Origin of the sequence: Dermatophilus congolensis (assembly GCF_900447215.1) — a bacterium.
Taxonomy (GTDB): domain Bacteria; phylum Actinomycetota; class Actinomycetes; order Actinomycetales; family Dermatophilaceae; genus Dermatophilus; species Dermatophilus congolensis_A.
The window spans coordinates 1539850-1552517 of sequence record NZ_UFYA01000001.1 but is presented as its reverse complement, the minus strand read 5'-3'; the positions used below and the strand labels follow the sequence as shown (position 1 = coordinate 1552517).

The 12668-nt window shown below is 56.4% G+C and carries 12 protein-coding genes and 3 tRNA genes; 14 read left to right on the top strand and 1 reads right to left on the bottom strand.

The genetic code is table 11. From position 1 onward, the window contains the following. Window positions 1-173 precede the first annotated feature (173 nt). The 6 genes from DXZ77_RS06765 to DXZ77_RS06740 all read left to right on the top strand — a co-directional run bounded on the left by DXZ77_RS06765 (window position 174) and on the right by DXZ77_RS06740 (window position 2752). Window positions 174-246, top strand: a tRNA-Thr gene (locus tag DXZ77_RS06765). 66 nt (window positions 247-312) lie between these two features. After that, window positions 313-386 (top strand) — tRNA-Met (locus DXZ77_RS06760). Between the two features lie 60 nt (window positions 387-446). Next, window positions 447-617, top strand: coding sequence for a 50S ribosomal protein L33 (gene rpmG, locus DXZ77_RS06755; protein ID WP_115030921.1), 171 nt, complete (start codon window positions 447-449; stop codon window positions 615-617). A gap of 120 nt (window positions 618-737) precedes the next feature. Further along, window positions 738-1199: an FAS1-like dehydratase domain-containing protein gene (locus tag DXZ77_RS06750; RefSeq protein ID WP_115030919.1), complete on the top strand. Its 462-nt coding sequence runs from the start codon at window positions 738-740 to the stop codon at window positions 1197-1199. Continuing rightward, on the top strand, window positions 1199-1624 hold the full coding sequence (locus tag DXZ77_RS06745) for a MaoC/PaaZ C-terminal domain-containing protein (RefSeq protein WP_115030917.1): 426 nt from the start codon (window positions 1199-1201) through the stop codon (window positions 1622-1624). Before DXZ77_RS06750 ends, DXZ77_RS06745 begins: the two co-directional genes overlap by 1 nt. 42 nt (window positions 1625-1666) lie before the next feature. Next, window positions 1667-2752 (top strand): UDP-N-acetylmuramate dehydrogenase, encoded by a 1086-nt coding sequence (locus DXZ77_RS06740; RefSeq protein ID WP_115032699.1) that lies wholly within the window; start codon window positions 1667-1669, stop codon window positions 2750-2752. Window positions 2753-2805: 53 nt separating this feature from the next. Here DXZ77_RS06740 and DXZ77_RS06735 read toward each other — a convergent pair whose 3' ends face one another. Next, window positions 2806-3849, bottom strand: coding sequence for an adenosine deaminase (locus DXZ77_RS06735; RefSeq protein WP_115030915.1), 1044 nt, complete (start codon window positions 3847-3849; stop codon window positions 2806-2808). Window positions 3850-4007: 158 nt separating this feature from the next. On the opposite strand from DXZ77_RS06735, the gene DXZ77_RS06730 reads away from it, so the two are divergent. The 8 genes from DXZ77_RS06730 (at window position 4008) to rpoB (ending at window position 12591) form a co-directional block, all read left to right on the top strand. Beyond that, a tRNA-Trp gene (locus DXZ77_RS06730) sits at window positions 4008-4080 on the top strand. 109 nt (window positions 4081-4189) lie between these two features. Beyond that, window positions 4190-4426 (top strand): preprotein translocase subunit SecE, encoded by a 237-nt coding sequence (gene secE / locus DXZ77_RS06725; protein WP_258553182.1) that lies wholly within the window; start codon window positions 4190-4192, stop codon window positions 4424-4426. A 300-nt stretch (window positions 4427-4726) separates the two neighbouring features. Next, window positions 4727-5701, top strand: coding sequence for a transcription termination/antitermination protein NusG (gene nusG, locus DXZ77_RS06720; RefSeq protein ID WP_181816151.1), 975 nt, complete (start codon window positions 4727-4729; stop codon window positions 5699-5701). 87 nt (window positions 5702-5788) lie between these two features. Beyond that, on the top strand, window positions 5789-6220 hold the full coding sequence (gene rplK, locus DXZ77_RS06715) for a 50S ribosomal protein L11 (RefSeq protein ID WP_115030911.1): 432 nt from the start codon (window positions 5789-5791) through the stop codon (window positions 6218-6220). A 265-nt stretch (window positions 6221-6485) separates the two neighbouring features. Then, window positions 6486-7181 carry a 50S ribosomal protein L1 gene (gene rplA / locus DXZ77_RS06710; protein WP_028326559.1) on the top strand — a complete coding sequence of 232 codons (696 nt, stop codon included), beginning with the start codon at window positions 6486-6488 and terminating at the stop codon, window positions 7179-7181. Window positions 7182-7546: 365 nt separating this feature from the next. After that, entirely contained in the window at window positions 7547-8095 is a 549-nt protein-coding gene (gene rplJ / locus DXZ77_RS06705) for a 50S ribosomal protein L10 (RefSeq protein WP_028326558.1), read from the top strand. A 110-nt stretch (window positions 8096-8205) separates the two neighbouring features. Then, the gene (gene rplL, locus DXZ77_RS06700) at window positions 8206-8592 is read left to right on the top strand and encodes a 50S ribosomal protein L7/L12 (protein ID WP_028326557.1); all 387 of its coding nucleotides are present in this window, start codon (window positions 8206-8208) and stop codon (window positions 8590-8592) included. A 513-nt stretch (window positions 8593-9105) separates the two neighbouring features. Beyond that, entirely contained in the window at window positions 9106-12591 is a 3486-nt protein-coding gene (gene rpoB, locus DXZ77_RS06695; protein WP_028326556.1) for a DNA-directed RNA polymerase subunit beta, read from the top strand. Window positions 12592-12668 lie beyond the last annotated feature (77 nt).

The window sequence follows — 12668 nt, the reverse complement described above, 5'->3', positions numbered from 1 at the left end:
GCTGGTTAGTTTTTTGTGGTTTTTAATGTGGATACATGTCTATTGAGCTGGGTTTTTATGTGTGGGTTGGTGGTGGGTGGGGTGTTGGTTCGGGGTTGGGGCTGGTCTCGATTTTTCTTTTGCGGGGCGGACCGTGTATGTTTTTTCTTGTTGAGCCGGAGAGTTCCGGTTCCGCCCCGATAGCTCAGTCGGCAGAGCGTCTCCATGGTAAGGAGAAGGTCTAGGGTTCGATTCCCTATCGGGGCTCAGGCTTCCAACGCCCGCTGCTTAATCGTTTCGGCGGTATCTGGTGGCGGGCGTTGTTACTGCCCTGGCGGGGTAGCTCAGGTGGTTAGAGCACACGACTCATAATCGTGGTGTCGCGGGTTCGACTCCCGCCCTCGCTACGATCATTTTTTAGCTCGAGTTTATTCGAGCCCACTGATCGTTCGCAAGGACAGGTAGCCGTGGCAAGCAAAAGCAGTGACGTTCGGCCCAAGGTCACTTTGGCATGTGCTGAATGTAAAAACCGCAATTACATCACTAAAAAGAACAAGCGAAACGATCCTGATCGTATTGCTTTGTCGAAGTACTGCGGTAACTGCAGGCGACACACGGCTCACAAGGAAACTCGTTGATTTCCTGTCTGTGAAAGTTTCTGAAGAGGCTGTCAACCATATGGTTGACAGCCTCTTTGTGTTGGAGTTCCGGGGGGAGGCGTGGTTTTCGATGCGAGTGGTTCACATAAGGTGGCGGGTATGAGTTCTCTTGCTGCGTTGGAGGGACGGTCTTGGCCATCTGCTGCTCCGTTTGAGGTGGGGCGTGAGCATGTGCGGGCTTTTGCTCGGGTGGTGGGGGCGTCTGCTTCTGTGCATTTTGATGTGCAGGCTGCACGGTCGGCAGGTTTTGAGGACCTGGTGGCGCCTGTGACTTTTGTGGCAACGGTTGCGCAGCAGAGCGAATGGCTGCTGTGGGGGGATCCGCAGGTGGGGATTGACTTTCAGCGTGTCGTTCACGGAGAGGAACGCATTGAGATAGTGCGCCCAATTGTGGCAGGTGACGTGTTGTCAGCTGAGTTGTTGATTGAGCGTGTACGTGAAGTACGCGGTAACACCATGTTGACAACGCGTACAGATCTATCCGGAGCTGACGGTGTTCGGTTGGCATCGGTGTGGTCGATGATCGTCGTGCGTGCCGATGAGGTTGAAGGGGACTCCTGATGAGTGGCGTGTTGTTTGAGTCGGTGCGTGTAGGGGACGAATTGCCTGGACGGGTGGTGTCTTTTTCGCGTGAAGACGTAGTGGCGTATGCCGCGGTCAGCGGCGACAGGAACAGAATTCATTGGGATGATTCGTATGCTCGTGAGGTAGGGCTTCCGGGCGTAATTGCGCATGGAATGTTCACGATGGGCTCGGCCTCTTCGCTGGTAGAGGATTGGGTTGGTGCGAGCGGTTTTGTCTCTGCGTATAGAGCGAAGTTCACTGATGTAGTGCCGGTTCCCTATGCGGGTTCGGTGCAGGTGGGTGTTGCTGGTGTCGTCAAGTCTGTTGATGAGCAGGCGCGATCGGTTGTTGTAGAGCTTTCGGCGTCGGTTGATAACCGCAAAGTGTTGGGGAATGTTCGAGTAACGGTCGTGTTCGTGTGAGATGGCTCCTTTTGTCGTTGTGATTGTGAAGGGTGTTGTGTGGTGAAGGTTAAGGAAGGCGTTGCGCTGGCTTCGTTGACGACGATGCGGGTGGGCGGACCAGCTGATCGTGTTGTTACGGCGGAGTCCTCGGATGAGTTGATTGCGGCTGTGCGTGAGGTTGATGAGGCAGGTGAGCCGCTGCTGGTTGTTTCGGGAGGTTCCAATCTTCTGGTTTCAGATGAAGGCTTTCCGGGCACAGTGGTGCAGGTGGCGAACCGTGGTGTTCGTGTGAAGGAGTCCAGCGAGTGTGGGGGTGTGCTCGTTGAGGTGTCTGCAGGGGAGTCCTGGGATGGTTTTGTGGCCCAGGCTGTGGATTCTGGGTGGGCTGGTGTAGAGGCTTTGTCGGGTATTCCTGGCTTGGCGGGCGCGACTCCGGTGCAGAACGTGGGGGCTTATGGCCAGGATGTGTCGCAGACGTTGGCGCGGGTGCGAACGTGGGATCGCCTACGGGGTGAGGTTCGTAGCTTTGCGAACGTCGATTGTGGTTTTGGCTATCGGCATTCGATGTTCAAGGCGCAGTCGCATGATGGTGCACCTCGGTTTGTGGTGTTGGACGTGACATTCCAGTTGGCGTTGGCTGATTTGTCTTCGCCGGTGGCCTATCAGGCGTTGGCGGATGCTTTGAATGTTTCGATGGGGGAGCGGGTGCCGTTGGCAGATGCTCGGGCTGCAGTGTTGAGTCAGCGGGGTCTGCGCGGAATGGTTGTGGATGAAGCAGATCACGACACATGGAGTTGTGGGAGCTTTTTCACTAATCCGATCCTGACTGCAGAAGAGTTTGAGCAGTTGGAGCACCGGGTTGGGGATCGTCTGGGGGCGGGTGTGCGTCCACCGCGTTTTCCTGCTGGTGATGGGTGTGTGAAGTCCAGCGCTGCGTGGCTGATTGATCGTGCTGGTTTTGGTAAGGGGTTCGGTATGCCAGGGCCGGCTGCTTTGTCGACAAAGCACACGTTGGCGTTAACGAATCGTGGTTCGGCTTGTGCTGCTGATGTGATCGAGTTGGCACGTGCGATTCGAGATGGAGTTTTGGATGTTTTTGGTGTTTGTTTGGTGAATGAGCCAGTGATGGTGGGGTTGTCACTCTGATCTTTGGTGTTAAAAGTGTCGTCACGCGAGGTGTGGCGGCACTTTTGTGTGGTTCATGGTGTTTCGGCAGGTGTGTTGATCCAGTTGTTGATGTCAGTGAGCATGCGGGTTTTGCTGCTGGTGGAGGCGGTTGAGGCGTAGACAGATCGGCGTGCGAGTTCTGCGAGTTCTTTGTCTGTGAAGCCGTGGTGGTTGCGTGCTATTTCGTATTGGGCTGCGAGACGGCTTCCGAAAAGGAGTGGATCGTCGGCGCCTAGGGCGATGTGTGCACCTGCTTCATAGAGCGTTCTTAGGGGGAGGGCGGCGGTGTTGTTGTATACGCCGAGGGCTACGTTGCTTCCGGGGCAGATTTCGAATCCGACTCCTTTATCGATGGCGCGTTGGAGTAGGTGGGGGTCTTCAGCTGCTCGAACGCCATGGCCGAAGCGATGCGGGTGGAGTGAATCGAGGATGTGGGCGAGGTGGTCTGGGCCTAGGAGTTCTCCTCCGTGTGGTACCAGGGTGAGTCCTGCGCGGGCGGCGATACGAAATGCGGGAGCAAATTCGCTTGTTTCGCCGCGACGCTCGTCGTTCGATAGGCCGAAACCGATGACCTGCCCGGGGCCGTCGCCGGCGTATCGGGCGGCGAGGCGTGCCAGAGCTCTTGCGTCTAGTGGGTGTCGGGTGCGGCTGGCTGCAACGATGACGCCGATTTCGATACCGAGTTCTGTGTGGGCTTTGCGTGCTTCGTCGAGGATTATTTCGAGGGCGGGGGTGATCCCTCCGAGGTGTGTGGCGTAGCCAGTGGGGTCAACTTGAAGCTCAAGTCTGCGTGATCCTTCGGCGGCGTCGTCTTCGGCTGCTTCATGTAGGACGCGGCGGATATCGCTTTCGGTTGTGATGCAGGCGCGGGCTGCTTCGTAGAGGCGTTGGAATCTGAACCAGCCGCGGCCTTCTGTGTCGGCCAATTGTGGTGGCCAGGTGTTTGTCAGGGCCCGGGGGAGTCGGATGCCGTGTTTGGCTGCGAGGTCTAGGAGGGTGTCGAATCTCATTGAGCCGGTAAAGTGCAGGTGTAGGTGGGTTTTGGGTAGGGCTGTTAGAGATCGAGGAGAGGTCACGGTTTTATCGTGCCATTGGGTGCGTGGCGGATTGTGTCTATTGCGATGGGGTAGTTGCGGTGGGGAGAGTTCATGGGTGACTTGGACTCCAAGGTTCCGTTGGCGTAAGCTCGGTTCCCGGATGCAGTCGTTGCGGTTTCCGCTCGGATTTCATCCGTAGGGCAGTGGCTCAATTGGTAGAGCACCGGTCTCCAAAACCGGCGGTTGGGGGTTCGAGTCCCTCCTGCCCTGCGTTGCAACGTCAGGAAACAGGCCGACGTCAGGACGACATCGCGGACCGCTAGGTGCGGCGTCGGCGATCGAGAGATGAGGACCTGTGGCGAACCAAAAGACAGCCCCAGTGGGGAGCTCTCAGGGGCAGCCTGTTAGAAGCAATCTGTTCACTAGGTTTTTCGCCTCGATTGCGTTGTTTTTCCGTCAGGTCTTTGATGAGCTGGGTAAAGTAGTTCGTCCGTCGCGAGAAGAGCTCGCGCGGTATACGGCTACGGTGATCGTCTTTGTGACGATTGTGATGCTTTTTGTTTTTGGTCTGGACTGGGTGTTTACTCGCCTGGTTTTCTGGATCTTCGCGGAGTGACGTGCCTGGGAGGCTTTACGCTTTTCAAGCACGGTCTCTGAACGTTTGAAACGGCCCCGCAGTGATGCGAGGGCCGTTCTTGTAAGCCCGGTGCCCTTTGTGTGGCGGGCGCGCTGCCGGTCTGCCGGTCGTTGCGCCGTCCGGGATTTCGCACACAATGTCAACAGCAATGTCTGCACGGACGAAGCGCAGGAAAAGGTAGGCAGCGACGTGTCACAGGACTGGACCCCCAGTGAGAGCGATGAGGCCGAAGTTCGCGATCAGGTGAGCGAGGCGACGGCTGCGGATGCCCCGGAGGGCATGACCCAGGATCCGGAAACGGATGTTATTTCGGATGGGGACGCTCTCGTGGACGCGGTTTCCGACAGTGTCGAAGACGCTGAGTACGGGGACACTCCGGCCGAAACTATCTCTGAAGAGGTTAGCGAGGCTGAGGATGGCGCAGTAGAAGGTGAAGCTGAGCTAGAGGTTGAGCAGGAGCTGACGGAGCTCGCCGAGGACGTTGAAGCAGAGCTTGCTGAGGAGGCTGAAGCCGAGGAAGCGGCACTGGAGGTTGCTTCTGACGACATGGTCACTGAAGCCGGTGATGCTGCTGATATCGCGGCTGCTGCAGCTGTTCGTGAAGACGTGAAAGCTAGCACTGAGGATGACCCAGTTGAAGCCCTGCGTCAGGAGCTTCGTTTCGCTGAAGGTGACTGGTATGTCATTCATTCGTACGCCGGTTATGAGAACCGGGTGAAGCAGAACTTGGAGCAGCGGGCCCAGTCGCTGAATCTTGAGGATTACATCTTCCAGGCTGAGGTCCCGATGGAAGAGGTCACCGAGATCAAGAACGGTCAGCGCAAGAAGGTACGGCGCGTGCGTGTTCCTGGTTATGTCTTGGTTCGTATGGATCTGACCGATGAGAGCTGGGGCGCAGTGCGTCACACTCCTGGTGTGACCGGTTTTGTTGGTAACGCTTACTCGCCGGTGCCTTTGAGCATGGATGAAGTTGTCTCGATGCTGGCTCCTGCTGTGGAAGCGAAGCCCGAACCTGTGGCTGAAGTTGAGGATGAATCCTTGGAGTCGGCTGCGGCTAACGCTGCAAACGTGGTCCAGTACGATGTCGATTTCGAGATCGGTGAGTCGGTTACTGTGATGGAGGGACCGTTCGAAACGATGCCCGCCACAATCTCCGACATCCTGCCTGAACAGCAGAAATTGAAGGTGCTTGTGTCGATCTTTGGCCGGGAAACGCCGGTCGAGCTGTCGTTCAACCAGGTCGCCAAGATCTGAGCGTGAACGTTTTCCGTGAAGTAATCGCTTCGCGGACTGCAACCGGGTCATCGCCCATGGCGTGGGCCCACGAGATAAGGAAGTGCTATGGCTCCCAAGAAGAAGGTTTCTGGGTTCATTAAGTTGCAGATCCAGGCGGGTGCTGCCTCGCCGGCGCCGCCGGTTGGTCCGGCCCTGGGTCAGCATGGTGTGAACATCATGGAGTTCGTCAAGGCGTACAACGCTGCGACGGAATCTCAGCGCGGCAGCGTGATCCCTGTTGAGATCACTGTCTACGAAGACCGTACCTTCACGTTCGTTACGAAGACCCCGCCGGCTGCGGAGCTCATTAAGAAGGCTGCTGGTGTTCCTAAGGGATCCGGTACTCCGCACACCACTAAGGTGGGCAAGCTTACGCAGGACCAGGTGCGTGCCATTGCTGAGCAAAAGATGCAGGATCTGAATGCTCATGAGATCGACCAGGCAATGAAGATCATCGCTGGCACCGCCCGTTCCATGGGTATTGAAGTTCAGGACTGAGTTCTGGGTGTAGCTCTGATATGTGTTGATGCGCGCTCACGCCAGCGCGCATCAACACATCTGTCAGATTTGCTGCGACGTTTGTTGTAGCGGCATGATGTTTCGATGGCTCGTCCTGCTCAGCGTCCTTGTCACGCTAAGCGCGGGATGTGGTCTAAGTCGTTATGAAGCGACAGTGGAAGGGTCCAGCGCGGCCCGCACCACGACTCCAAGGACTTTTTGTCCGCCTTATGTGTTCTCTGAGTTTCAGAGAGAAGGAGCAGTTATGAAGCGCAGCAAGGCATACCGCGAGGCAGCTGAAAAGATCGGTTCGCGTCAGTACTCGCCGATCGAGGCTATTCGCCTAGCGAAAGAGACGGCTTCCACAAAGTTCGACGCCACGGTTGAGGTTGCGTTGCGTCTTGGGGTTGACCCGCGTAAAGCAGACCAGATGGTTCGCGGCACGGTTAACTTGCCTAACGGCACCGGTAAAACTGCACGCGTGTTGGTTTTCGCCACGGGTGCGAACGCAGACGCAGCTCGCGAAGCTGGCGCTGATTTTGTTGGTTCTGACGACATGCTGGAGAAGGTCCAGGGTGGTTGGCTGGACTTCGACGCTGTTGTCGCGACTCCTGACTTGATGGGTAAGGTTGGGCGCCTGGGTAAGGTTCTTGGTCCTCGTGGCCTTATGCCTAACCCGAAAACGGGCACGGTGACGATGAACGTCGCCAAAGCTGTCTCTGACATTAAGGGCGGAAAGATTGAGTTCCGCGTCGACAAGCACAGCAACCTTCACTTCATCATCGGTAAGGCTTCTTTCACAGAGGAGCAGCTGCTTGAGAACTACAGCGCTGCTATTGAGGAAGTTGCTCGTTTGAAGCCGTCTGCTTCCAAGGGGCGTTACGTTTCTAAGGCAACGATGGCTACCACGAACAGCCCTGGCATTTCGCTTGACTTGGGCAAAATGCGTGACGCGGAGTGATGAGTCACTCGCGTAATCGTCTGTGAATCTTCGAAGAGCCTTGGTGTGTTGACGCCAAGGCTCTTCGTTATAGGTGTGCGTTGTTGATTTGAATAACTAGGTCTGATTCACCTACTGTTGATGAGACCCATGACCGCCGGTTGTGGGATTCGTTCCGTTTCTTCGTGGCGAACTTTGTAGTCACGAAGTCCCGGAAGGAATTCCGCGTAAACGCCCATCCGGGCAACCAGCGTAGGCCGCTAGAGTTGTTTGCTACCTATGAAAGGTGGCTATGCTCCCGTGTCCTGCGCCGGGAGCTTTTTTTCATGCGTCAACGAGGCTCCGCCTCGGTTGGGATGCCGGCTCGAACCCATGAAGGAGGCCATATGGCAACGCCCGCAAAGCAGGCAGCCATCGCCGAGCTCGAGGAGAAATTCCGCGAGTCCGGTGCGGCCGTGCTGACCGAGTACCGGGGTCTGACTGTCGCGCAGCTTGCTGAGCTGCGCACTCAGTTGCGCCCCAATGGTTCGTACTCGGTGGTGAAGAACACGCTGACGCAGATCGCGGCTACGAATGCTGGTGTTACGGCATTTGATGGCAAGCTCTCGGGTCCGACAGCTGTCGCATTCGTTTCCGGTGACCCGGTGGCGGCTGCAAAGACGTTGCGTGACTTCGCCAAGGCCAACGACAAGCTCGTTATTAAGGGTGCTGTCCTTGACGGTAAGACCCTTAGTGCTGAGGAAGTTGCTCAGCTCGCGGACCTCGAGTCCCGCGAGGTGCTACTTGCCAAGTTGGCGGGTGGCATGAAGGCCAAGATCAGCCAGGCTGCTTACATGTTCGTCGCTCCGCTTTCCAAGGCGGCGCGCACGGTCGACGCTCTTCGCGCCAAGACTGCCGAGGGTGCACCTTCGGCAGACGAGGCTGCTGCCGAGTGATCATTCCGGTGTCCTCACCGGTTTTTTCCGCGTTCGTAAGAGCGCAGCGATGTGCGGTCTAGTTGGCCCTGCATCGAGCAAACGTAGTGACATCAGGAAGGACCATCACCATGGCCAAGCTTTCCACCGAGGAGCTCCTCGCCCAGTTCGAAGAAATGACCCTTATCGAGCTCTCTGAGTTCGTCAAGGCGTTTGAGGAGAAGTTCGACGTTACCGCTGCTGCTCCGGCTGCTGTGGCTGTTGCTGCTCCGGCTGCAGGTGGCGACGCCGCTGCTGCCGAGGAGAAGGACGAGTTTGACGTCATCCTCGAATCCGCTGGCGACAAGAAGATCCAGGTCATCAAAGAGGTTCGTGCACTTACCTCTCTCGGCCTGAAGGAAGCCAAGGACCTCGTTGACGGCGCTCCGAAGGCTGTCCTCGAAGGCGCAAAGAAAGATGACGCTGAGAAGGCTAAGGCTGCCCTGGAGGGCGCTGGCGCCACCGTCACGCTTAAGTGATTGTTGCGGGGTAACCCGCTCTTTCTCTGAGTGAAGGCAGGATAAATCGTCAGATTTATCCTGCCTTCACTGTGTTTGCGGTGGGGGAGTTAGAGGTTTTAGGGGTTCTTTTCCTGGGTGAACCGGTGATGTGTCTTGACGTTAATTTGGATTTTACAGATAAAGTAGGTATGCTAACGCTTTGCGCTGCCCATGTGCTTCTTGGCTTCACCTCTAGTTTTTGTGTGTCCTGACTTACGTTGAAACACATAGAGACTGACAGGTAAAAGGCCAGTTCACGGGTCGTGTATCGAAGCGTAGATCGGTCAGCCTGCTGTGGTCGACATGATTACACCGTCGGGATATGTCATGGATGACACCGACAACGGTGGACGGTCGCCGTTCTAAGTCCTTCGGGGCTAAGGGTGGGCTACGCCTTGTGCATGTTCCTCGTGATCGTTAGTCGAAGCTAAGACTGCATGGTCTGCAGGCGCGCGACCGCCGTCAACCACAGGCCTTGCGGAAGGACCATCCTTGGCTTCCTCGCGTATTGCGACCCAGAAGATGTCGAGCGCCATCACCCCCTCAGGGCGGGTGTCGTTCGCGAAGATTCGCGAACCCCTCGAAGTACCTGACCTTCTTGCTCTCCAAACGGAGAGCTTTGACTGGTTGCTTGGTAACGAGAGATGGCAGGATCGAGTTGCGGAGGCCCTCGAGGCTGGCCGGAACGATGTGGCCGAGCACTCCGGCCTCGAAGAGATCTTTGAAGAGATCTCGCCTATCGAAGACTTCTCGGGTTCGATGTCCCTCTCGTTCCGTGATCACCGGTTCGAAGAGATGAAGTACTCCCTTGAGGAGTGTAAAGAAAAGGACATGACGTACAGCGCTCCGCTGTTCGTCACTGCCGAGTTCATGAATAACACGACTGGCGAAATTAAAAGCCAGACCGTGTTCATGGGTGACTTCCCACTCATGACAGATCAAGGCACCTTCATCATTAACGGCACCGAGCGTGTCGTTGTTTCGCAGCTGGTGCGCAGCCCTGGTGCATATTTCGAGTCTGCGCCAGATAAAACCAGCGACAAAGACATTTTCACTGCCAAGATCATCCCGAGCCGTGGGGCCTGGCTCGAATTCGAGATTGACAAGCGTGACCAGGTTGGCGTTCGTGTTGATCGCAAGCGCAAGCAATCTGTCACGGTACTCCTTAAAGCACTAGGCTGGACCGACGCTCAGATCCTTGAAGAGTTTGGTGAGTACGACTCCATGCGTGCCACCCTCGAAAAGGACAACACCGCTTCGCAGGATGAAGCCCTTCTTGACATCTACCGCAAGCTGCGTCCGGGTGAACCTCCGACCAAGGAAGCAGCTCAGAACCTCCTTAACAATCTGTACTTCAACCCCAAGCGTTATGACCTTGCCAAGGTCGGCCGTTACAAGGTCAACAAGAAGCTCGGTATTGAAACAGATCGGGCAGTCAACACTCTGACTGTCGAAGACATCGTCGCTACGATTAAATATCTGGTAGCGCTGCACGCAGGAGAAACGTCTCTGCCAGGGCACCGTGACGGCAAAGACGTGGCTGTTCGCGTCGAAACGGATGACATCGATCACTTCGGAAACCGTCGTCTTCGCAGCGTTGGTGAACTTATTCAGAACCAGGTCCGTACAGGCCTGTCGCGCATGGAACGTGTTGTCCGTGAGCGCATGACGACGCAAGACGTTGAGGCAATCACGCCGCAAACGTTGATCAACATCCGTCCTGTTGTTGCCTCTATCCGTGAGTTCTTTGGCACGAGCCAGCTGTCTCAGTTCATGGATCAGAACAACCCACTTGCAGGACTGACGCACAAACGTCGTCTTTCCGCACTTGGTCCTGGTGGTCTTTCTCGCGACCGCGCTGGCATGGAAGTTCGTGACGTTCACCCGTCGCACTACGGACGTATGTGCCCCATTGAGACCCCTGAAGGTCCGAACATCGGTCTTATCGGTGCTTTGGCTTCCTATGCTCGCATCAACCCCTTCGGTTTTATCGAGACGCCTTACCGTAAGTGCGAGTTCGGAGCAGTCACGGATGAGGTTCACTATCTGTCCGCAGACGAAGAAGACGAGTTCATCATCGCTCAGGCAAATGCCCCGATTGGTGAAGACGGAAAATTCGTTGAGGAGCGTGTGCTAGCTCGCCGTAAAGGCGGCGAATCTGACGATGTTCCAGCCGAAGACATTGACTACATGGATGTCTCGCCGCGTCAGATGGTTTCTGCTGCAACAGCGCTTATCCCCTTCCTGGAGCACGATGACGCCAACCGTGCCCTGATGGGAGCTAACATGCAGCGCCAGGCAGTGCCGCTGGTGCGCAGTGAAGCTCCTTTTGTGGGCACTGGTATGGAGTACCGCGCAGCCCTCGACTCTGGTGATGTTGTTCGTGCCAAGGCTGCTGGTGTGGTCACTCGAGTGACCGCGGATCTCGTCGATGTCACCGGTGATGACGGTTCCTACCTCACATATCGCATCGATAAGTTCCGCCGCTCTAACCAGGGCACTTGTTACAACCAGCGCGTCGTGGTGAATGAAGGTGACCGCGTCGAACTTGGCGAAGTCATTGCTGATGGTCCTGCGACTGCCGGTGGCGAGATGAGCCTTGGACGTAACCTCCTTGTGGCATTTATGCCATGGGAAGGCTACAACTACGAAGACGCCATCATCCTGTCTCAGCGACTAGTCCAGGATGACGTCCTTTCTTCGATCCACATCGAAGAACACGAAGTCGATGCCCGTGATACCAAGCTCGGCCCAGAAGAAATCACTCGAGACATCCCCAACGTTTCTGAGGATGTACTTGCTGATCTCGATGAACGCGGCATCATCCGTATCGGTGCCGAAGTTCGTGACGGTGACCTGCTCGTCGGAAAGGTCACTCCCAAGGGTGAAACCGAGCTGACTCCGGAAGAGCGCTTGCTTCGCGCCATCTTTGGTGAGAAAGCCCGCGAGGTGCGGGACACCTCTCTCAAAGTTCCACACGGTGAAACGGGAACGGTCATTGGTGTCAAGGTCTTTGACCGTGAAGAGGGAGATGAACTTCCACCAGGCGTGAACCAGCTTGTGCGCGTTTACGTCGCAAACAAGCGCAAGATCACAGTAGGTGACAAGCTTTCTGGACGTCACGGAAACAAGGGTGTTATCAGCCGCATCATGCCGGTTGAAGACATGCCCTTCTTGGAAGACGGCACGCCTGTTGACATCATCCTTAACCCGCTGGGCGTTCCTGGTCGTATGAACATCGGTCAGGTGCTTGAAATTCACCTTGGATGGATCGCAAGCCGCGGATGGGACATCGAGGGTGATCCCGACTGGGCACGCATGATCCCTGAGGACGGTCGCACTGCTCCTGCTTTGACCCGCGTTGCTACGCCTGTTTTTGATGGCGCAACAGAGGAAGAAATCCGAGGTCTGCTTGGATCGACACTTCCTACCCGGGATGGACAGCGTCTTGTTGCTACTGACGGAAAAGCGCGCCTCTTCGATGGTCGCTCCGGTGAGCCTTACCCTGATCCCATCGCAGTGGGATACATGTACATCCTGAAGCTGCACCACCTGGTCGATGACAAGATCCACGCCCGCAGCACAGGCCCGTACTCCATGATCACGCAGCAGCCACTGGGTGGTAAGGCCCAGTTCGGTGGTCAGCGCTTTGGTGAAATGGAAGTGTGGGCGCTGGAGGCTTACGGTGCCGCATATGCGCTGCAGGAACTTCTCACGATCAAATCTGACGACGTCAATGGTCGCGTGAAGGTGTATGAGGCCATTGTGAAGGGTGAGAACATTCCCGAGCCGGGCATCCCGGAATCGTTCAAGGTTCTCATCAAAGAAATGCAGTCTTTGTGCCTGAATGTGGAAGTTCTTTCTACGGACGGCACTGAGATCGACCTCCGCGAGCCGGAGCAGGAAGTATTCCGCGCAGCTGATGAGCTCGGAATCGACCTGTCCCGCCGCGAGCCCAGCACGGTCGAAGAGGTCTAATGACCTCGATCACTGGGGCGACGTAGTTGCCCCAGTGATCCGGACGCAGCGCCTCGTACGTCTGTACGAGGCATCTT